Source organism: Cohnella sp. WQ 127256 (assembly GCF_024519285.1).
Classification (GTDB): Bacteria; Bacillota; Bacilli; order Paenibacillales; family Paenibacillaceae; genus Cohnella.
This window is the reverse complement of sequence record NZ_JAMZCY010000001.1, coordinates 286,585-310,807: the sequence shown is the minus strand read 5'-3', so window position 1 is coordinate 310,807 and position 24,223 is coordinate 286,585. Positions and strand designations below refer to the sequence as shown.

General features: G+C 52.8%; 4 protein-coding genes and 2 pseudogenes. All 6 read right to left on the bottom strand.

Going from position 1 to position 24,223, the window contains the following annotated elements:
- Positions 1-104 precede the first annotated feature (104 nt).
- Positions 105-1,112: a hypothetical protein gene (locus tag M1K58_RS01250; protein WP_256756850.1), complete on the bottom strand. Its 1,008-nt coding sequence runs from the start codon at positions 1,110-1,112 to the stop codon at positions 105-107.
- A gap of 14 nt (positions 1,113-1,126) precedes the next feature.
- Positions 1,127-1,840 (bottom strand): thioesterase II family protein, encoded by a 714-nt coding sequence (locus tag M1K58_RS01245; RefSeq protein ID WP_256756849.1) that lies wholly within the window; start codon positions 1,838-1,840, stop codon positions 1,127-1,129.
- Positions 1,837-11,670 (bottom strand): non-ribosomal peptide synthetase, encoded by a 9,834-nt coding sequence (locus M1K58_RS01240; protein ID WP_372339124.1) that lies wholly within the window; start codon positions 11,668-11,670, stop codon positions 1,837-1,839. Before M1K58_RS01240 ends, M1K58_RS01245 begins: the two co-directional genes overlap by 4 nt.
- A 12-nt stretch (positions 11,671-11,682) precedes the next feature.
- A pseudogene (locus tag M1K58_RS29600) lies at positions 11,683-13,212 on the bottom strand (non-ribosomal peptide synthetase); the annotation flags it as partial.
- Positions 13,213-13,437: 225 nt separating this feature from the next.
- A pseudogene (locus tag M1K58_RS29595) lies at positions 13,438-13,884 on the bottom strand (condensation domain-containing protein); the annotation flags it as partial.
- Between the two features lie 39 nt (positions 13,885-13,923).
- The gene (locus M1K58_RS01235) at positions 13,924-24,180 is read right to left on the bottom strand and encodes a non-ribosomal peptide synthetase (protein ID WP_256756847.1); all 10,257 of its coding nucleotides are present in this window, start codon (positions 24,178-24,180) and stop codon (positions 13,924-13,926) included.
- Positions 24,181-24,223: the final 43 nt, after the last annotated feature.

Here is a 24,223-nt window from a genome sequence, read left to right as displayed (position 1 = left end):
TGGTGCGGCCAAGAGGACTCGAACCTCCACGTCATTGCTGACACTAGAACCTGAATCTAGCGCGTCTGCCAATTCCAGATCGTTTATGGCTCTCATCCTAGTACTTAAGCCGGTACCAAAGATGAAATCCGATCCAACAGCAGCCCCAACGCCGCTGTCTCTTTTACCTTCAACTGACCCAAATACTTAATCACATTTTGAAAACATTTCGGATCATTGCTTAACGAAAATACGATAATTTCATCCCGCGTCTTATAGGCCAGCCGCTCGACTTCCTTAAGCGGACCCAGGTCAAAATCACGTAACAACCCATGCTTGCGTTGCATATAGGCTACGCGGTCGATCATGCATTTCTTATGTTCCCATAAAATGTGGAGCGAATTGATCTTCAACTGGACCTTGCCCTTCAATAGCTGTTCGAAATACTCGATCAAGTAATCATAACAGGCCATCCCGAACGCGGAACGATAAGGCTCTCGAACCATGCTATATTGCTCCGACGTGTTACGCGATAAGCAATAATCCTCCAACAGGCTTGCCACTTGCTTCAACCGGAACGGATATTCCGCATCGTAGGCGGGCTTCAGCAGGTGAATGTTGTTCATATAACTGGCCGTCATCTTGAGGTTGTTGAAACCTTGGGCAAAGTGTTCGAAGCCGACCGTGAATTTCTCGTACTGGAACTTGTCCGAAAAGCCGATCGCGTGAAACTGCTTGGCAGAGTCGTCGTAACCGAAAATCATGATTTCGTGAGGGAAAGTTACCTTGGCTTTGAACGCCCCTTTCCCCGGAATATAACGCTCGTCGACGAAGGTGTAGAAATAGTAGTCCGTATCCAAACAATGCTTGGCGAATTCCACGACATCGTAGCGGCCCTTCATAAAGGCATCCATGCACATCGAATGATGGTCGAGAAGCGGCTGACGGAAACGGGTGAAATCATGCTCGTAGAAGTTTAATCCGCCCGACAAATAATCGTCGTATATCTGAACGTAGCTGCTATAGTACCAATCTTCGAAATTCGGGCAATTGCCAGCGATGGATAACACGTACGCATGATGCAAATAACCGAGTACTCTCGGTTCGGCCAAGGGAAGCGTTTTTACCGACATGGCGATTTAACCTCCTAGATTTGGGATGAACGCATAGATAACAACGATTCATGGATAGCGCTTAGCACCTGCTGACGGAATTCATGAATGAAGAAATGACCGCCGTCATATTCGACGATACGAGTGTCGCCGCTTACGTACTGGTTCCATTCCTCTGCCTCCGTCCGCCCGTAGCTATCCTGCGTGCCTCGCATAACGGTAATCCCGCAATCCAGCTTGTCTGGTTTGCCCGTATCGCGATAGGTCTCGGACAGGCGGTAATCCGAGCGAAGAATCGGCATATAGATGTCGCTCAGCTCCTTATGTTGGAACAGCTCCGCCGGCGTTCCGCCCAATCGCAACACCTCGGCTTGAAATTCCGGGTCGGGTAATTCGTGAATCACAGACTCGGAACGTGCTGTATGTGGAGCACCGCGCCCGGATAGGAATAGATGCGCAAGAGGTTGTCCGGTTTCGCGTACGATACGATGTGCCAATTCATAGGCAAATAACGTCCCCATGCTGTGCCCGAATAGGGCAATCGGCGATCCGTCTAACTCCTTCTCCACACTGCGGTATAGGTCATCCGTTCCGTCCGCTTCAATGCTACGGTAGAACGATTGTCCCATCCGCTCCCCCCTGCCCGCCAATTCGAGAGGAACGACTTTGATCGAAGGGTGTATCAGCTTCTTCCACGGGTAATAAACCGTCGCGGAGCCTCCCGCATAGGGGATACATATTAATTTCATTCCACCACCCCCACTTCCTCAACTGAGCGGACCGGCTGGTTCACGATATAACTCGCCAGAGCTTCGATCGTCCGGTGTTGGAACGATAACGAAGTGTCCCGCTCCGGCAGTAATTCCTCCCGCTCCAGCGCCATATGAAGACGTACAAGCTGAATGGAATTGCCTCCAAGATCGAAGAAATCATCATGGACGCCGATCGTTTCGAGCTCCAAAATTTCCGACCAGATTTCCACGAGCTTAGCCTCTATCTCGTTACGCGGCGCCACGTATTCCACTCCGCCATGGATATTTCCTTGCGGTTCCGGCAACGCTCTTCGGTCAATCTTCCCGTTAGGGGTCAGCGGGATGTTATCCAGCCGAATGAAAAAGGAAGGGACCATGTATTCCGGCAACGCGAGCATTGCATGTTCCTTGTATTGCGCAGTCGTTAGCTCTTCATTCGCGACCACATAGGCGCACAAGAAGGAAGGTCGGTTCTCATCTTCACGAGCAATGACTACGGCTTCTTGAATAGAATCGTGCAGACGCATAACAGCTTCGATCTCTCCCAACTCGATCCGGTAGCCGCGAATTTTGACCTGGTGGTCGATTCTTCCCATGTAAGCCAGATTTCCATCAGGCAACCATTTGGCCAAATCGCCGGTTCGATACATTCGACCCTGATCACGGTAAGGATCGGGCGGGAATTTCTCGTTCGTCAAATCCGGACGATTCCAATACCCTCTCGCCAAGCCGTCCCCCGCAATGCATAGCTCGCCTATGACGCCGATCGGCTGCACCCGGTCCGAACGATCGAGCACGTACATCCGCGTATTCGCGATCGGCTTGCCGATCGCAACGTCGGCCGTATCGGTTAATTCACGGACCGCGGACCAGACCGTCGTTTCCGTCGGTCCGTACATATTGAATATTCGTGCCGCTGTCGTTGCTTGTAACGTTTGCAGTAAATCCGCGGGTAAGGGCTCACCGCCGATGAGCAGGAAGCTTGCTCGACGAAGTGGTTCTAAAACTTGCCCGTCCAGCAGCATACGTAAACGAGAAGGCGTGAGCTGTATCGTCTTGACCGGATACTCGGCGATGTATTGTTCCAACGAACGCAGGTCGCGTTCCCGTTCTTGCGCGGGTGCAACCAAGGTCATCCCTGCGGCGAGCGGAATGAGCGACTCCAAGACGAAAATATCGAACGAAATCGAAGTTAGCGTCAAAATCGAATCGCCGGCGGAGAAAGGGATTTCTTGCGTCATACCGGCAAACAGATTCGCTAGCGCTTGGTGCTCGATCATTACGCCTTTCGGCTTCCCGGTCGAACCCGACGTATAAATGACGTAAGCTAAATTCAGTGGCCCGGCAATCGTAGGCAAAGCAGCTTTGTTATCGCTATATAGGTTCGGATCAGCCAGTTGCATCGTCTCGACGGATACCGGAACGGATTGGCTCGTATGCGATAAGACGAGCTTTGCTCCGCTATCCAGCAACATATAATCGAGTCTTTCCTGCGGGTATGCCGGATCCATAGGCAAATACGAGGCGCCCGCCTTCAGAATGCCATAGATCCCGATGAACATTTCCAGCGATCGCTCCGCCATCAGTCCGACGACCGTATCCTGCGTTACGCCGCGCTCCCGAAGCGTATGGGCGAGCCGATTCGATCGTTCATCCAATTCCCCATAGGTTAGCCGCTCGTGTTCGAATACGATCGCGACTTCGTCCGGCCTTGCCGCCGCTTGCTCCTCGAACATGTGATGTAACGTCTTGTCCTTAGCGTAGTCGATCGTCGTATCGTTGAATTCATGGACGATCAACCGCCGTTCTTCCTCAGGCAAAATATCGATATCCGCTAAACGTAGCGACGGATCTAAGAGGATGTATTGAAGAATTCGCAGCCAGTGCGTGGCCAGACGTTCGATCGTTTCCTTCTTGAACAGCTTGGTGCCGAATTCCATCGTGAAAGAAAGGACATCCGCTTCCTCTGAGGCTTGCAGAGTCAAGTCGTACTTAGATGTTCTCAAATCGAACGGGTACGGCGTTAACGTTAATCCCGGAATTTCGAGCTGCTCTTGATCCATATTTTGCAGGATGAACATCGTATCGAACAAAGGATTGCGACTGAGGTCCTTGCGCAGGTTCAGCTTGTCTACCAATTGCTCGAATGGGTAGTCCTGATGCGCGTATGCCTGTAGGGCGTTCTCTTTCACCTCGAGCAGAAGCTGCTCGAACGTTTTATCCGGCTCCGGCGCGTTCCGCATCGCAAGCGTGTTAATGAATACGCCCAGCATGCCTTCCAGATCCGCGTGCGACCTTCCCGCGATCGGCGATCCGACCACGATATCCGTCTGTCCCGTTACTTTCGCCAGCAATACGTTATAGGCCGCGAGCAGTACCATATACATCGAGCTGCCCGTCCGAGCCGCGACCTGATGTAGCCCTTCCGTCATTTCTCTGTTCGCGGAGAACTGAATCCGATCTCCCTCATAGCTGAACACGGCCGGCCTTCTATCATCCGAAGGCAAGTCCAACACAGGAAGCTCACCGGCGAATCTGTTAAGCCAATAGGTCTCGTCATCCAGCAAAGCGTCTTGATAAGCCGCCTCCTGCTGCCAAGTCGCGAAATCTTTATACTGGATTCGCAGCGCGGGCAGTTCCTTGCCTTCATAGAGAGCGATGAATTCACGGACGAAAATCCCCATCGATACGCCGTCGGATATAATATGATGCATGTCGAACAGCAGTAAATGGCGGTCTTCCGCAATCTTAGCTAATCCGATTCGCAATAGAGGGGCGACATGCAAATCGAACGGCCGAACGAAACGGCGGATGATGTCCTCTAGGGAGCTCCGTTCAGATGTCTCTGACCGATTCATCTCGTACCGTTCTATAGATATGGCCGCATCCGAGTCGATACGCTGCACCGGAAGCTCGTTCTCCATGACGAACGAAGTTCGTAATGTATCATGGCGCACCAACAACTGCCGGAATGCTTCCGCTAGTCGTTGCTCATCGAGCGCTCCGGCCAGTAGAAAGGCATTTGGATTATTGTATTGCACGCCCTTCCCTTCCATTTGATTCAGGATGAACATTCTTCGCTGCGCCGCCGACATCGGGTAATACTCCCGGATCTCCGCGTTCGGAATGGCGTCATAACCGCGAATTTCCTTCAAGCGGATACATTCCGCCAATTCCTCTAAGAACGGGTGCTGAAAAACTTCCCGAACCTGGGCTTCGACGCCGAACTCCTTCTGAATCCGCGATACGAGTACCATCGCTTTCAGCGAGTGCCCCCCCAGGTCGAAGAAATGATCTTGAAGCCCGACGGATTCGATTCCTAACAATTGCTGCCAGATTTCGGCTAACTGCCGTTCGATCGTATCGCGCGGCGCGACGTACGGCGTTCCGGTATGGATACGTTCGACCGGTTCGGGCAACCGTCTTCGATCAAGCTTTCCGTTTGCCGTTAACGGCATCCGATCCAATCTCACGAAATAGGAAGGAATCATATAGTCGGGAAGCTTGCTCAACAAATATGCCCTTAGCTCGGATACCGTTATTTCCTCATTCGAAGCGTAATAAGCGCACAAATAACGGGATTGTTGCGCGTCCGTCCGATCGATAACCGCAGCTTCAAGAATGGATGGGTACTTAGATAGCTGCGCTTCGATCTCGCCTAGCTCGATCCGGAAGCCGCGTATCTTAACCTGGTGATCTAATCTGCCCCGGTATTCGATCAAACCGTCCGGCAACCACCTTGCCAAATCGCCGGTTTTGTACATGCGCTCGCCCGAAACGTAAGGATGGTCGACGAACCGGTCTTGCGTACGGCCCAGTTCCCCGGCATATCCTCTCGCTAAGCCAACGCCAGCGATGCATAATTCGCCGATAACGCCGATCGGCTGCAATCGGCCTAACGGATCTACGACGAATACCGACGTATTATCGATCGGTCTGCCGATCGGGATCATCGTATCGTCATCGTTCGGCGAACAATCGTAATACGTCACGTCCACGGTTGCTTCCGTCGGTCCGTACAAATTAGCCAGCCGGATGGAATGCGGACGGCCTAGGACACGGTTGAATCGTTGGACGGATGCGAGAGGCAATGCCTCGCCGCTGCATACGACCCAGCGTAAGGAAGATGTCCTATTCGCGACAGTATCCGATTGCTCCGCGTAATCCAAGAAAGCGTTCAGCATCGACGGCACGAAGTGAATAACCGTGACGCCATCGCGCTCTATCGTCTCCGCCAATCGGTTCGGGTCCATCTCCACTTCCGGAGATAGAACGCTTAACCGTGCCCCAGCCATAAACCACCAGAACATTTCCCATACGGATACGTCGAAGCTGTACCTTGTTTTTTGGAGAAGAACGTCGTCGCCCGTTAACGGATATTGCTTCTGCATCCAGTTCAGCCGGTTCATGACGGAACGATGCTCGATCATGACTCCCTTCGGTTTCCCCGTCGAACCGGAAGTATAGATCACGTAGGCCAAATGAGTCGGACCGGAAATCGAAGGCAAATTCGAATCTTCTCCGGCATATAGTCTACTATCGGTTAATAGGATCGTAGAGACAGGTAACGACAACGCGGTATCCGATTGCGTAAGCACGAGCTCGATCCCGCTATCCCGCAGCATGTATAATAGACGCTCTTCCGGGTAGGCCGGGTCTAACGGGACATAGGCTCCGCCAGCTTTCAAAATCGCGTAGATGCCCACGATCATCTCGAACGAACGATCCGCCATGACGCCGACGACCATATCCGCGCGAACTCCCCGCTCCCGCAAATGACGGGCCAACTGATTCGACCGTGCATTTAATTCGTGATATGTCATCTGTCGATCTTCGAATACGACGGCTACCCGATCCGGCGTTCGGGCGGCTTGCTCCTCGAACGTCTCGTGCAGCGTCGTATGTTCCGGATAAGATGCCGCTGTATTGTTGAAAGTCTTTAGAATTTGACGCTTCTCTTCCTCCGATATCATCTCGATATCCGCTAACCGTTGAGACGGATTGAGGGCAATGCTCCGAAGAAGCTGCAGCCAATGCCCGGAAAGACGATCCACGGTCGCCTTCTTGAACAGCTTCGTACCGTATTCCCAATCGAAGCGAATACCGTTCGAATCTTCCATGACTTGTAACGTGAGATCGAATTTGACTGCTTGATGTTCCAATGACTGCTCCGCAAAAGTAAGGCCGTCCAGCTCATAACGCATGCGGTCCGTATTTTGCAGAATGAACATCGTATCGAATAAGGGGTTGCGGCTAATGTCATTGCGCAAATTCAGCTTCTCAACCAATTGCTCGAACGGGTAGTCCTGATTCGCATACGCCTGTAAGGCGTTCTCCTTCACTTCGAGTAGAAGCTGCTCGAAAGTCTTGTCCGGTTCCGGCGAATTCCGCATCGCGAGCGTGTTGATGAATACGCCCAGCATGCTCTCCAAGTCTGCATGCGATCTTCCCGCAATCGGCGAACCGACCACGATATCCGTTTGTCCAGAATATTTCGCCAGCAATACGTTGTAGGCCGCGAGCAGTACCATGTACAGCGTACCTCCCGAGCTTGCCGCGACCCGCTGCAGCCCTTCGGCCAATTCCTTGTCCGCCGAGCTCGATAGTCTGTCTCCCTCGAAGCTTTTGACCGCCGGCCTCTGGTAATCCGTCGCGATCTGAAGCACCGGGATTTCATCGGCGAATCGGTTCAGCCAATAGTTACGCTGCTCCGCCATTGCCTCGCCGTTCAATGCTTGTTGCTGCCAAGCCGCGTAATCCCTGTATTGAATGCGAGGTGCCTCAAGCTGCTGTTGCTCATAGTAGGCTATGAATTCCCTAATCAAAATGCCCATCGACACGCCGTCGGAAATCATATGGTGCATGTCGAATAACAGCAAGTGGCGGTTTGCTCCCCATTGCGCGAGGCCAACGCGGAGCAGCGGCGCATTCGCGAGATCGAAAGATCTGACGAAGGTGCGAATGACGTCTAACACTTCGGTTTCCGCGCTAGCTTCAACGTCAAGCTTAATCCGCTCAACCGACCATTCCAAATCCGCGTGAATACGTTGAACCATTACGCCGTCCTTCAAGGCGAACGAGGTACGCAAGATTTCATGACGACTCAACAGCGAGCGGAACGCTTCCTCTAACCGGGCAGCGTCCAGATTTCCTTCGACGACGAAAGCCGCGGGAGAATTGTAGTGCAAACCTTCCCCCTCGATCCGATTCAAGATGAACATCCGTTGCTGCGCGGAAGATAGTGGGTATTCGTCCATTTCCGGCGCGCGTTCGATGCGGCGATGAATCGACCGCTTGGCCGACCTGACGATATCGGCTATCTCTAGAACGGTAGGATGATTGAATATCACGAGCAGAGGGATATCGATTCCGAATTCCCGGTTCATTTTCAGCGCAAGCGATGTCGCCAGCAACGAATGTCCGCCGATTTCGAAAAAATGATCGCGGATGCCGATTCGTTCCTTGCCCAACACCTCCTGCCATATTCGCGTCAATCGTTCCTCGACCGGGTCGCGCGGTCCCTCGTATTCGCTTCCGGTATAGAAGCTATCATCCGGCTCGGGAAGCGCCTTGCGATCGATTTTGCCATTCGCGGTCAGCGGTAATCGCTCTAGCGGGATGAAGATCGAAGGTATCATGTAACCGGGCAGCTTGCTCGCCAATTCATCCCGCAATTGTTGGGAAGTCATAACTTGATCGAACGCGACGTAAGCGCATAGATGAGGAATGCCTTCCTTATCGGGCCGATCCACGACGACGGCTTCGCGAACGTGCTTCAGCTTGACGAGTTGGCTTTCGATCTCGCCAAGCTCGACGCGGAAGCCGCGAATCTTCACTTGATGATCCTTTCTTCCCAAGAACTCCATGACTCCGCTCGGCAGCATCCGGCCTAGATCCCCGGTCTTGTACATGCGCTCGCCGGGTTCCGGCAGGAACGGGTTAGGCAAGAAAGCGTTCATCGTTTTACCGGGATCGTTCATGTAACCGCGGGCTACGCCGACGCCCCCGATATACAACTCTCCTGCTACGCCGTAAGGAACCGGATTCAGCTCCTCGTCCAAAATGTAGAAGTAGTTGTTGTCCATCGGAACGCCGTACGGAATACTGCTCTGCGTATCCTCGACTGCCCCGATCGGATAATAGTTGGACCATACCGTCGCTTCCGTGGCACCGCCGAGGGCGATAGCCGACGCGTTCGGGAAAAACCGCTCGATCCGTTTGGGCAGCGTGACGGGAATCCAATCCCCGCTCATGAAGACAAGCCTTAAGTCCGTTTGCGTGAAATCCGGTTCATCTTGCCCCAGCATGCTCACGAGGTGATTCATCGTGGACGGAACGGAATCCCAGAAAGTAATCCGATCCTGCTTCAATAAGCGAATCATCTCCGTATGATCGCTGATCTGGTCTTTGCGGGCGATGACGACTTTCCCCCCGCAAGCCAGCATGCCGAATAGGTCGTATACCGACAAATCGAAGCACATCGACGTGATAAAGAGCAGCGTATCGTTTTCGCCGACCTCGAATCGTTTGTTCACCCATTGGATAAGGTTGACGGCGGAATGATGCTCGATCATGACACCTTTCGGATTACCCGTCGATCCTGACGTATAGATGATATAAGCCAGATCCGTCGGCTCCGCGTAAATCCCGCTCTCTTCGTCGGACCATTGTCCATAGTATTCCGGGTCCAGCTTCAGCGTATTGCCGATGCCTAATCCATCGTCGCGGTCGGCCAATAGGGCGGTCACTTCCGCGTTCTCGCAAATATATCGTTGACGGGCTTCCGGATATTCAGGGTCGATCGGGACGTAAGCCGCGCCGGCTTTCAGAATGCCGAACATGCCGATGACCATCTCGAATCCGCGATCCGCGATCAGTGCGACGCGATCACGGGGACGAACTCCCCGTTCGGCGAGCATAACCGCTACTTGATTGGCTTTGGAGTTCAGTTCCGCATACGTTAATTCCGCTCCTTCCATCGTCAAAGCAACCCGGCTCGGCGACCGCGCCGCTTGTTCCTCGAACAACCGATGCATCGTCTTCTCCCGAGCATACGGGGTTTGCGTGCTATTGAAGCCATAGACGATTCTTTCGCGTTGTTCCGCCTCCATCAGCGGAATTTCTCGCAACGTAGCTACGGGATCGGCAGCGAAATTACGCAATATGCGCAAGTACATGTTAAACGCCGTTTCGATTTCCGTTTCGTAGAAATAGTTCCGCGCGTATTTGATCTGCACGCCCAATCGATTCCACGTTCTCGTCACTTCCAGATCGAAGAGGGTATTGGTCATCTCGCTGGACTTAAGATTAAGCCGGCGATCCGATCCTTTGATTTCGTTCTGGCGGTCCATATTGTCCAGCACATGAAAGTCGGTAAAGTTGAACAAGGCGTCGAACAACGGATTGGCCGCGTGCTGACGGCCTTCTCCTAGCAGGTTAGCGATATCGACTAACGGCATATCGTGCGTCGCGACCTGCCGCAAACGCTGCTGAACTTGGCCCATGAATGATAGTCCCGTGCGGGTTCTATCGATCGCTTCGCGGAACGGCAACGTGTTGAGGAAACAGCCGAGCATATTTTCTCCGTCTTCGATCGCCGGACGGTCATGCGTGACGATTCCCGTTACCAGATCCTGCTCCGTCGTAATAACGGACATCAAATACAAGTAAGCGGAGAAACAAATCTCCTTTAACGTAAACCCTTGATCGCGTGTTAACCGGTCCAACGCGACTAGGAGCTCCTGATCGATCTCGCTGCGATAGATCGCGCTCTCCGGCCGGTTTTCGATCTGCTTGGCCCCCAGGTTGAACGGCAGCTTGTTGCGCGTATACCCTTCCAGTTCCCTCTTCCAGAATTGTTCCGTTTCCAGAGAGGAGTTGCGAGACAATTGGATGCCCACGTAATCCTTGTAACTCGCCTTCAAAGGCTCCGCCGAGACTACGCCGCCGTGAAGCAATCGTTCGTAAGTATCAATGATTTCCTTATTGAAGCTTGCGACGCTCCACCCGTCCAAGATGGCGTGATGGAACGATAGAACGATGCATACTTCTCCCGGGCTTAGTTGAAATACGCCAAGCCGCCATAGCAGATCGTCGTCAAACCGAAATTTGTTCCGCAAATCTTCGGCCATATAATCTTGGATTCGTTGTTCTTGCTCTTCGATCGCGCATGCCGATAAATTCTCAAGCGCCATTGCGGGCATTCGATCCCGGTGAACGATCTGAATCGGTTCGCTATACCGCTCCAATTGCATGGACGTTCGAAGGATCGGATGTTTAACGGCAAGCCTAAAGACGGTCTCGCGCAGCAACTCCCAATCGAACCGGGCGAAATCCAAGACATAATAAAACTGATCGTGATAGATCGGTTCATCCGGTTTCAACTTGGAGTAGAATACCATGCTCATCTGGATGCTGCTTAGCGGATAGTAATCCTCGGCGTCCGCGGGCATCGGAACATCCGCAAGTTCGTTTTGCAGCCTGCTCTTCATCCCATCGATCAGATGCAGCCCCCGTTCACGCTCGTCGCCTCCCTCTGAGGCCGGCATCGATAGCAATACCCCTAATTCGGCTATCGTCGGATTTCGATAGAAATCGGCAACGGAAAGGTTGCTCCCCTGAGCTTTGTTCATACGGCTAAGGAAGCGAATCACCTTGATCGAATCGCCGCCGATGGAGAAGAAATTATCGTGAATGCCGATTTCCTCCAGCTGCAGCACGTCGGCCCACAGGTCGGCGATTTCATGTTCCGTCGGCGTGCGGGGCGCAACATAGACATGCCCCGATGCACGTGCCAACTCGGGCTGAGGCAACGCTTTTCTATCCACTTTTCCGTTATCGGTTAAAGGTAATGCGAGAAGATGCTTAAAGAAGGCCGGAATCATGAAATCGGGCAATTCGGTGGCAAGGTGATCGCGTAAGGAACTTACGTCCATCTCTTGCTCCGCGACATAGTACGCCACCAAGTCGAATTGACCGGCCACGTCCTTTCTTGCGATGACGAGACACTCTTGTATTTCTTCTTGCTGGAGCAGCTTCGTTTCGATTTCCCCTAGCTCGATGCGGTGACCTCTAATCTTGACTTGGTGGTCGATGCGCCCGAAATACTCAAGCTCGCCTTCGTCCGTCCATCTGGCCAAATCCCCCGACCGATACAGTCTCTCCTTCGGCAGGAACGGGTCGTACAGAAACTTTTCGCCCGTCAAATTTTCATTATGGATATAACCTCTCGCTACGCCTTCTCCGCCGACATAGAGTTCTCCGACGACGCCTTGCGGCACGAGATTTAACCTGTCGTCGAGAATGTAACAGCGCAGCGTGGGAATCGGCTTGCCGATGTTGCTGACATTGGTCGCGATTTCCGCATCCGTGATTTCTTTGAACGTCACGTGCACCGTCGTCTCCGTGATCCCGTACATGTTGATGAGCTTGGTGTCGGCATAACGTTCTTTGAATGGCTTCAGGATCGCCGGCTTTAACGCTTCTCCGCCGAATATGACATACCGAAGCCGCAGCTCCGGTTGCTCCCGCTCCAAGTCATGCTGAATGATATGGTAGAAGGACGACGGCGTCTGGTTCAATACGGTTACGTTTTCCAGGATCATCGTTTCCACGAACCGCAACGGATCCTGCGCCACTTCCTTGCGAATTACGACTAATTTACCGCCGTACAACAACGCGCCGTACATTTCCCATACCGAGAAGTCGAAGCAATACGAATGGAACATCGTCCATACGTCGTTCTCTTCAAATTGAAATAGCGGCTTGTCGTGAAAGAACAACCGTACGACGTTGCGGTGTTCAATCATGACTCCCTTCGGTTTACCCGTCGTACCGGAAGTATAGATCACGTATGCCAAATCGTCCGATGTATTCACATCGGGTAAAGGATCGAACGATACCGTCGGCACGAGGGAAAGATCAATAGTGTCGCACGATAGCTCCTGCAATCCCTTCGGATCGCTAAAATCGTGAACAAGCAACCGCACTCCGCTGTTTTCCAGCATGTATGCAATGCGATCCGCCGGATAAGCGGGATCGATCGGCACGTAAGCTCCGCCGGCTTTCAGGATGGCGAGCATGCTCAGGATCATCCCCGTCGATCGTTCCGTCATTACGCCTACGCATTGATTCGGAATGACGCCTTTGCCGCGCAATACATGCGCTAGATTATTCGCTTTCTCGTCCAATTCCCGATAGGTCCATTGCTCGCTGCCGTCGACGATGGCGATTCGATCGGGTGTCTTCAACGCTTGTCTTTCGAATATACGATGGATCGTAGCGTTCTCGTCATAGACGGCATGCGTATCGTTAAAATCGTATACCAGCCGCCGCTTTTCCTCGGATTCCACCAAGTCGATATCCGCCATCATGACGTTCGGTTCATCTAGCACGACTTGCAAATAACGCGTCAATCGGCGAAAGATAGCATCGATCGTCGGCTGTTCGTACGAATCAGCGCGGAAATCCACCTCGACGTGCAGCGTCTGTTCGCGCTTGGCAAGCGCGAACGTCATATCCGGACAATACCCGTCCGCAAAGCCCGCTTTATGAATACGATCGAAGAGAACCACGACTCGCGTAAGTTCCTCCACCCATTGGCGCAACGGAAAAAACTCATGATCGTTCGCTTCCGTTACCTTTCGCTTAATGTCGGACAATGTCGCCTTAAAGCTGCTCTGTCCGTCATAGGAAATACGTAACGGCAAAATCTCGTTCATTCGGTCGGCTTCGCTGGCCTCGCCGCGAAATACGGGCGATCCGATGACGATCTCATCGGCTTGCGCGTACAGATGCAGCAGAAAGGGGAAAGCGGACAATACCGTCATGTATACGCCGTAATCCGAGTGGTTACAGAATACGTATAATCGCTCCGATAGCTCTTGAGGCAAAGCATAGCTTCTCGTTATCGAAGCCCGTTCGCGTTGATCCGGGGCGGGCGCCGCTACGTCATATGGAAAAGTCACCGGTGTAAGGTCTCCCTTTAATTGCTGTAGCCAATACCGTTGCTCTTCCTCGAATTCGCCGCTTGCCGAAAGCATATTTAGTGCATATTTATCGATCATCGATACTCCTCCGATTCAAAAGTTGAACTCGATTTCCTCAGAAATCACTTTTTTCCTTCTCGTGATTTGACCGTGCAATCGAATGTCTTGCAGCTTTACATCCGGATTCGTCGCGATTTCGGAAAGAATTCTAGCATAATCGTCCAGCAATCGGTTTGCCGTCTCCGTCCGATATAACTTAACCGCGTATTCTAACCTGAGCGCGAGTCCCCCCTCTTTCTCCACCGCTTCGAGACTGAGGTCGAATTTCGATACGGCAGGCAAGAACGAATAGGGGGCGACCCCTAGCCGGCCAGCCTTAAGCTCGACCGATTCGAAATTCTGCATCATAAAGAGGACATCGAAAAGCGGATTCCGGCTAATATCCCTAGGCAAGCTCAGATTCTCAAGAAGCGTGTCGAAAGGATAGTCTTGGTTATCGAAAGCCGACAGAGACTTTTCTTTCACTGCTATGAGCAATTCCTTGAAAGGTTGATGCCCAGACAATCGGGTACGAATGACTAACGTATTCACGAACATGCCGATGATCCGTTGCAGATCCGCGTGCGTTCTGCCCGCGGAAGGCGTCCCGACGATAAGGTCTTCCTGGCCGCTGTACTTGGACAATAGAATGAAAAATCCAGTCAGCATAACCATATATAACGTGCTTCCGCTGTCCGCCGCGACTTTTCTAAGCCGATCTGTCAGCTCCTCGTCGATGGTCAGGAAGACGTGCGCTCCTTCAAAACTTTGCACGGACGGTCTAGGGAAATCCGTTGGAAGCTGCAACGAAGGAAGATCGCCGGACAGCGAGTCCATCCAATACTTCTCTTGCCTTTCAATCATCGAAACCGCGCTCGGACTCGACTGCCAGACCGCGTAATCCTTGTAATGGATCCGAAGGTCCTCCAACTCTATCCCTTCGTACAGGTTAAGAAAATCTCGGATGAGAATACCGCTAGATACGCCGTCCGATATCAAATGATGCATATCGATGAAGAGCACGTGGGCATCCAAGTCCGAGTCCGACGGGTCGCCATGAAGGAGCTTCAGAAGAGCAACGCGAACCAATGGCGGCCTGCTTAGATCAAATGGAGTAACCAACTCTCTTAGCGTTTCTTCCAACCGTTCTTCGGAAGTCTCCCCATATTGGATCGTAAAAGGAACGTCGTCATGAATAAATTGGACGAATTCGCCGTCTTCGACGGCAAACGATGTGCGTAGCGCTTCATGCCTCCGGAGCAAAGCCTTGAAAGAAGCTTCCAACCGCGAGATATCGATCTCGCCTTCGATACGATAGGCACCCGCGATGTTATAGGCCGTTTGCGCGCCTTCAAGCTGCTGTAGAACAAACAGCTTTTTCTGTCCGTGGGTGACCGGATAGCTGCTCCGGGCTTCGACTGCCGGAAGCGCATCGTAGCGAGTCGGCTTCGTATCCGATATCAAGCGCGAGAGCCGCTGGATCGTCGGTGCTTGAAAGAGCTGCTTTAACATCAGCTCGACGCCCAACTCCTCATGAATGCGAGTCAGCAACGCTATGGCTTTAAGCGAATGTCCACCCAGCTCGAAGAAGTGATCCTGAATACCGATCTTATCGACGGAGAGAATGTCGCTCCACATCCAGGCAAGTCGGCGTTCGGTTTCATTCGTCGGCGGCTCGTAGCTTTCATTGGAAGCGCGGGCGGGCTCAGGCAACGCCTTTTTGTCTACTTTCCCGTTCGAAGTGAGCGGAAGCTTGTCCAACACGACGACGTAGGCGGGAACCATATAATCCGGTAGACGCTCCCCGACGAAACTACGAATTTCGCTCGCGGCAAGCGCATGTCCATCCGTACCGATGTAGGCGCACAGTTCGATCCCGCCCTGCGAATCCGCGTAAGGAACGACAATGCATTCCGTTACGTTCGGATGGCTCGACAAACAATTCCCTACCTCGCCCAGCTCGATGCGATACCCGCGTATTTTGACTTGATCGTCCATCCGGCCCACGTATTCGATCGTCCCGTCCGGCAGCCACTTAGCCTGATCGCCGGTTCTATACATTCGGGTACCGGATACGAAAGGATTGGAGACGAACTGCTTCTCCGTCAAGTCGGGACGATGCAGATAACCTCTAGCCAGCCCCGCTCCTCCTATGCACAATTCGCCGGGTACGCCGACCGGTTGCAATTGATCGTGTTCATTAACGATGTAGGCTTGCGCATTCGGGATCGGAATTCCGATCGGGACGGACGTGCTCTCGCTGGAATCTCCGGCTGGAGGGGCAGTCCATACTGTCGCGCAGATCGTTGTTTCGGTCGGCCCGTAAGCGTTGACGTACTGTACTTTGCTCCTCCACTTAGCCAGCAAATCCGCAGTGGAAGAGGAGCCCGCCGTAATGACCGCGCGCAGCATCCGCACGTTCTCCGGCCGTAATCCCGCCAAGTAGGTTGGCGGCAAAGTCGCGACCGTGATCCCCTGATCGTTGAAATAATGCTCCAGTTTGTCGTAATGATGAATCGTTTCCGAAGCTAAGACGTGCAGCTCTCCGCCATTGAATAAGCTCATGAACATTTCCCACACGGAGGCGTCGAATGAAAAGCTGGCGAATTGCGCGATTTTGTCGGTATTCGCGACGTTCAGCTTCCGTTGGAAATAAATCTGTAAGTTAATCATGCCGCCGTGCTCGACCATGACTCCTTTCGGTTTGCCCGTCGAACCGGAAGTGTAGATGACATAGGCAAGATCTTTTGTCGTATTTCGCGACAAAGGATTACCCGTTGGCCAATGGTCGCCCACGTCCGCGAAACGTTGATCGTCGACGTGTAACGTCTGAAGATTTGCAGGAATTCGTTCCGCCAGTCGAAGTTGACTGATCACGATGCCCGTCCGGCTGTCCTCCAGCATGTAGCGAATGCGCTCCTCCGGATATTGCGGATCGATCGGCAAATACGCGGCTCCGGCTTTCAATACGCCCAATACCGCAACGACCATCTCCGGCGAGCGTTCGACCATGATGCCGACGATTTGATTCGGGGCGGCTCCCCGTTCCCTTAATTCCATTGCCAAACGATTGGCCCTTTCGTTCAATTGCGCGTAAGTCAATCTTTGATTGCCGAAGACGACCGCGATCGCGTCGGGAGATTGGCGCGCTTGCTCTTCGAAGACCGAGTGCATCGTACGCTCCGTTTCATATTCGACATGAGTCGCATTGAAGCCGAACAATAGCCTGGCCTTCTCCGAATCATCCAGCATGTCGATCGCGGACAGCAACTGATCGGGAGAACGCGTCACTTGCGCGAGGATGTTCGTATAATGACGGATCAATCGTTCCATCGTCTTCTCATGGAACAACTCGGTCGCATATTCTACGTTCAAACGAATGGAATCGCCGTGCTCCGCCAGCTCTAACGTGAAGTCGAATCGGCTGCTACCCGCGTCATACGGATACAGCCGCACCTTCGCAGCTTCCATGTCGCCGTCCGCCCACGACATATTCTGATACGCGAACATCGTATCGAAGAGCGGATTCCGGCTAAGATCCCTGCGAAGCGCCAGCTTGTCTACTAATTGTTCGAACGGATAATCCTGATGCTCCATTGCCCGCAACGTATTCTCCTTCACCTCGGCCAGAAACCTACGGAACATGAGGTTCCCTTCGGGCTTGTTGCGTAGAACGAGCGTATGGACGAACATGCCGATCAACCGATCCAGATCAGCATGGGATCTCCCGGCTACGGGAGAGCCGACCACGATGTCCTCTTGTCCGGAATATTTGGCGAGCAGCACGTAATACGCGGACAAATACACCATGAATGGCGTCGCCTCAACGTCTGCGGCCAGAGATCGCACCGCTTCATGTAACGTTTTGTCCAATTCGATGCTAAGGCGCTTGCCCTCATAGCTGCGTATGGCGGGTCTTGGCGAGTCAAGCGGTACATTCAAGACCGGCACTTCGTCCGAGAACGACTCTAGCCAATACCTTTCCTGCATTCTCATGTGATCTGAATGCAGCAACCCCGTCTGCCAGACGGCATAATCGCGATATTGGATGCGAAATTCGGGAAGCTCGTTGCCTTGATAGAGAGCCAATAATTCTTGGATCATCACGCCGATGGACACTCCGTCCGATACTACGTGATACATATCGAACATTAGGAGCCACTTTGCTTCTCCCATTCTGACGATACCTGCCCGGAATAACGGACATTGTCCCAGATCGAACGGACGAATAAAGCGAGCGATATGCGCCTCCCCGTTCTCGTTGTCCGCATCGTGGAATTCGACGGAAAAATCGACCGTCTGCGAGATGATTTGCACGAATTCGCCTTCCTGCCAACGGAACGAAGTTCGAAGACTTTCATGCCTATGCACCAGCTTCTCGCAAGCGGCTTGAAACCGTTCGACGTTCAAAGCGCCTTCTACTTCGAAAAAGCAAGGCTGATTATATGCCGTGTCCGCCGTCTTAGCGTCATCCAACCGGCTAAGCACCAGCAACCGCTTCTGAGCCGAAGTTACCGGATAGTAATCGCGATGCTCAGCAGGCCCGATAGTGGAATGGACGGTTGGACCCGTCCGGTGGATCAATGCCGACAAGCCCCGAATCGTCGGCACGGCGAACAAGTCGCGTAGAGAAATCCGCGCATCGAACTGCCGATGAATTCTCGAAGCCAGCGAGACGGCCTGCAACGAGTTGCCGCCAATATCGAAGAAAGAATCCGTAACTCCGATGGGTTGAATGTCCAATAGCTCTTCCCACAGCTCGACTAATTCGCGTTCGGCCGACGTTACGGGTTCCTTATAATCCGTCTTCCTTCCCGATACGGATTGCTTCCGTTTCTGAACGAGCCGCAAGAGGCTTCCCGCGTTGTGATAACGCAAAGGCAGCAAGTGGCTGGCATGACTTAACGCGGCGACATCCTTAAATGCTTCAGAGCTATGCCAATTTCGCGGACCTTCCTCCTGGCTCGGGCGATTTTTGACCGAGGGGACGGAAGTCGCAGCTGCTAGTAAGATCGGCGGAGTGCTGGCCGCGCATTCTCGTTCCCCGGAATTCATTGCCCGCGGCAATGACAACACGGTAGCCTTCAGCCGTTCGTTCGTTAGCGTGATATGAGGGGAGCGGTCCGGAATGCTATCCACGCGCAGTCGATAGGCGGTCCTCCCGCTAGCGATGTCCTCCAACCGCCAACCGGACGTTTCCAGAAATTCGCGGAAAGGGGCGTTCTTCTCGGTAGCCACGTATTGCATCTCGATATATTCGGCCTGATAACTCGTGGTAACCCGTTTCACTTCGGATAGAATCGCATGTTCTACCCCTCTGCCGAGTACGCGGCAGCTTAACAGGAACGTATCCAGGATGAACGATTCACGTTCGGCATGCCCTGTTACTAATCCAACGAATCCGTACTCACCAAAGCGATCCTCTACCTCGATGCTCCACATAGGCTTGCCGGATATCGAAAGCATGCTCGCGAGCTCATTTTCCGTCCTAGGAAGGGAATGCATATTGAATTGATTTGTGCGCTGCGTTAACTGGGCTGCCCGAGGAACTTGATCCTCGCGCAAGCTTGTCATGTAGATTCGCAGCCCCAAGCCGCGAAGAAATTGTTCCATTGAAACATTGTCTTCCTGCAAATATTGGCGACGTATGGATTCGGCCGCATAGAGAGCGGTTCGCTTGCGATCTTCTTCCGTCACGACCAGCTTATCGAACCCCCATACGTGACGAAGGTAATCCGGGATTTGTCGTTCATCCTCCGGCAACTGCAAGGTCAACACAGACGGACAATTCTGCATCATTTCTGCGCATTCCATCCCGCTATCGTCGACGAAGATAAAACTGTCCAATCCTAAATTCAATTGCTCGGCAATTTCTCGTAAAGCCGTCGACTTAGCGCCCCAATGAATTCTCGCGGCGGCAAAATGCTCCTTCTTCAGAAGCATATTCGGGTGGCGCTCGAACGTTTCCCATACGTCCGCTTCATTGTTCTTGCTGCTGATCGCCAGAAGCATGCCTTCCTCGTACCTGTCCAACATGAAACGTTGCAAATCTCGATAATTTTCGGAAATTTCTACGCCGGTCGGACCGTCCTCCCCGCAAATTCCCTTCCAGAGTGTATTGTCGCAATCGAGGACGACGACTTTAAAGTTCTGTCTTTTCCAAGCGATCAGCTTACGGGCAATCGTTGTTCCGATCACCGCGTAAAATTGTTCCGTGAAAGGGGCATGCCCTTCCTGATCCGTTACTCTGTCGTACATTTGCCGCACTTCATACGAATCGGCCAACACTTCGTTCAACTCGAGAACGAAAACGCGATCGAGGCTGCCAAGGAACTGCCTCCAGCGTTCGTTCAACGCTGCCAAGTACGAGAACAGTTCGCTTTCGAACGGCAAATGATCGGAGACGGGGAATATCGCTACAAAGTGAGGAACTCCCTTCTTCCGCTGACCAAAAGCCTCAATCAGATCCGAATATATTTTTTCGAGTTTGGCGATTGTGACGCCGATCGGACTTTCGTCATCCCGGATCCAATCTTCGAACCGGATCATGAACACGTTAACCCCGTCGTTCCTGCCGAGAAGGCTGCCATGATCCAGCAACTCCTGGAACACTTGATGGTACGGCGCGAACGATACGCGGACCGGCAGATCAAACTGTCTGCACCACCAGTTCACATGCTCGCCGATGTGCTCGACGGTGAACGTGGCGCTAACCACTACCGAAAGAGAAGGCTTAATATCGTAAGCAGCCGCGCTTTCTTTGATCACGACCTCCTCTTGCTCCTCGGCGGATTTCTCCGCAAGCAAGCGCGACAGAGGCGCCTCCGGTTCGGCGACAGCCGCTTCCGCAAGCTTCAAGAATGAGGACATCCACTGCTTCATCGTTGTTTCCGCGAACAAAGCCGTGTCGTATTCCAACACGAGTACGAGCCGATCGTCCGCATCCTGCCACACGTCCAGCTTTAAATCCAACGATGACGTAGGACGGTTTAGCGGATATTCCGCGAACGACAGCCCCTCGACCTCCATCCGATACGGATTCGCCGAATTCATTTTATACTCGTTGTGATAGACGAACATCGTGTCGTACAGAGGGTTGCGCGAGCGATCCGTCTTTAACGCCGAATCCGATAACATCAGATCGAACGGATAGTCGTTCGCATAAGATTTGCCTATCGTCTCGTTAATTTCCGTCAAATAGTCCGCAAAAGTCGCCTTCGGAGCAAACCGGACGTCAATAGGCAAGAAGTTGATGAACATCCCGAATACCCGCTCAAGATCCGGATGGTTTCTTCCCGCCACCAGCGTACCGACGATAAGGCGATCTTGATTGGAATATCCATGTAATAGCAGAGCGTACAGCGCGAAAAGAAGGGCGTTCATCGTTAATCTGCGCTCGATTGCAAGCTGCTCCAATTGTCGTTTCAATGAGGCTTCCATCGGAACTCTTACGCGGCTTCCGCCCGGCTGCTTGCGGTCGGATCTAGGAAAATCATACGGAAGCTCCAACACGGGAAGCTCGCCCGACAATCGATCCGTCCAATAGGCTTTGCGGTCCCGAAGTTCCCCTTCGTTAATCGAACGTTGCTGCCAGACCGCGTAGTCCTTATATTGAATTTTAAGCTCAGCCAGCGGAGTTCCGTTGTACAGATCGCAGAACTCTTTCATTAAGATGCCTGTGGACATGCCGTCCGACATTATATGGTGAAGATCGATCATAAGCAGATGACGATTCGTCTGAAGCGTCACCAAACCTACCCTCAGCAACGGCGGGCACGATAGGTCGAAAGGCCGGATGAATGCATCGATGATGTCGTCCAATCGTTCCGTCGTACCGTTATGGATCTCGATTGCGAAATTCGTTCGATCGACGACCCGCTGTCTCGCTTCCCCGTCGACGAATTCGAATGCGGTTCTCAGAGATTCATGCCTGTCCACCAGTCGCGTGAATGCCTCGTTCACCCGGCCGGAATCTAGCTCGCCCTCCACCATCGCGCAGAACGGCGTATTGTTCGCCGTACCGATCGATCCGAATTGCTCCTGCGCGAATACGCGCAATTGCGAAGAAGTGAGCGGATAATAGTCCCTTGCGCTTGCTTTCGACAAGGAAAAAGTTGCTTCCGACCGGAGAGGACCATCGCCGGATCGTCGTTCCACGAATGCCGCCAGCTCGGGTAATGTTGCATGGGTGAACAAGTCGGCCACGCTGACGTCCACCGCCCACTGCCCGCGAATCCGATTCGCAATTTTAAGTGCAAGAATGGAGTCCCCGCCCAGCTCGAAGAAATTGTCCTCGTAATGAATTTGTCGAAATCCGAGCACCTCGCCCCAAATTCGGGCAATCTCCTGTTCCGCAGACGAGTACGTATCTTGGTCGCGACCCGTCAATGCTACTTCATAGACCGTGGTTTGGCGGCTTTCCTTATGAGGAGAGTCAGCGGTCATTAACGGGATACGATCGAGCTCTATCCAACAGCGGGTTCTCTCGAAAGGGTAGGTAGGTAGATGAACTCGCGCGTACGACTTCGCCGAATACAGACGATCCCAATCGATTTCCGCACCAAGCGTGTAACGCTCCGCGATCTCTACCCAGTCTTGCCCTTCCGAAGCAAAGTCGAGATCTTCCGATCCCGCTGCCGCTGGCTTACGCGAGCCATAATAAATACCTTGCGGCTCCAGAGAGGCGAATTCGCCGGTCGTCAGACGGTCCAGCTTGTTCCGCAGCTCTTTATAATCCCGGAACACGATTGCCAACCGATGATCATGATGGTCTCTTCCCGTGTGTGCAGTAAAGCAAATACGTTCCGCGCTTGTCTCGTTCCCAACGATCGTCCGATATAAAGCAACTAGCTCACGCAAAGCCTTTTCGCTTTTGGCGGATAAAGTCAGCATATGACCGTGACGGTTCCCATCCGACTCTGCGGGTAGAAGCTCGCTTTTCTCGCAATCGGTATCCGGCGCTTCCTCCAGCACAATATGGCAGTTGGTTCCACTGATCCCGAACGCGCTGACACCGCATCTGCGAGGATACATCTCCGCCGTCCATTCCATCAAGCGATCGTTCACGTAGACCGGAGAATCAATGAAATCAATGCTTCTATTCGGCCTTACGAAATGCAGCAGCGGTGGAATCTGCTTCCGCTTCATAGCAAAGATGGCCTTGAGCATCCCAATAGCCCCTGCCGCGTGATCTAGATGTCCGACGTTCGACTTGATCGACCCGACGGCTACGAACTGCTTGCGGTCGGTATACTTGCGGAACGCTCTGTCCATGCCTGCGATCTCAATCGGATCTCCCAGCTTAGTACCCGTTCCGTGCGCTTCCATATAAGAGATCGTTTCTGGATGAATGCCCGCATTGTCCCATGCCCTGGCCAGAACGTCCTCTTGCGCCGCTACGTTCGGTGCCGTCAGCCCGACCGATCTCCCGTCTTGATTGACCGCGCTCCCTTTAATAACGGCATGAACCGCGTCACCATCCCGCAGCGCTTTGACGAGCGGTTTGAGAACGAAAGCGATAACGCCTTCGCCTGCTCCTGTACCGTCCGCGCTGTCGTCGAAGGTACGGGCACGCCCATTAGAGGATTCGATCCCGATCTTCACTTCATTCGCGAGCGGAAGCAAATTAATTTTTACGCTTCCTGCGATCGCCATCTCGCATTCTCTGTTACGTATCGCCTGGCATGCCAGATGAATCGCCACCAATGAAGACGAGCAGGCCGTATCAACGCATAAGCTTGGTCCGTTCAAGTCAAGTAAGTAGGAGATTCTTCCAGCGATGATCGAGGAGATGTTGCCGGGCACACCCATCGACAGAAGCTCTGGATCCGCGTCGACGATCATTCTCTTGTAATCGTACAAGCTATCCGCATTGAAGCCTACGTACACACCGGTACGGGAGCCCGCCAGTGTTCGCCTACAGTAACCTGCGTCCTCGATCGATTTCCACGCAGTCTGCAGGAATAATCGCTGGTTCGGGGTCATCAGACTTGCTTCTTTGGGCGATAGCCGGAAGAAGCTATAGTCGAACTCATCGATCCGATCGAGATAGGCGCCATCGAAATAGGTCAGAGGGGATTCGCCACCCCGGGCTTTGCTCCGCGCGAATAGATCTACGTCCATTCGCCTCGCCTCGGGAAATTCCGTGATGAAGTCCACTCCATTGCAAATGAATTGCCAGAACTGTTCGATGTCGTCTACCATTGGAAGCTGTGCCGACAGACCAATAATGGCAATTTCCTGCATCGAATCTTCTTCGATTTCGAATGGTTCTTCCGTTTCATTGTCGTCCAATAGATTAAAATCTAGCATAATTGTCCTCCTAACCTTAAGTCCGAAAATGAACGATGTAAGC

Coding starts and splice junctions, on each gene's coding strand:
- M1K58_RS01250 (WP_256756850.1), bottom strand. CDS start 1,112: ATGTCGGTAAAAACGCTTCCCTTGGCCGAACCGAGAGTACTCGGTTAT.
- M1K58_RS01245 (WP_256756849.1), bottom strand. CDS start 1,840: ATGAAATTAATATGTATCCCCTATGCGGGAGGCTCCGCGACGGTTTAT.
- M1K58_RS01235 (WP_256756847.1), bottom strand. CDS start 24,180: ATGCTAGATTTTAATCTATTGGACGACAATGAAACGGAAGAACCATTC.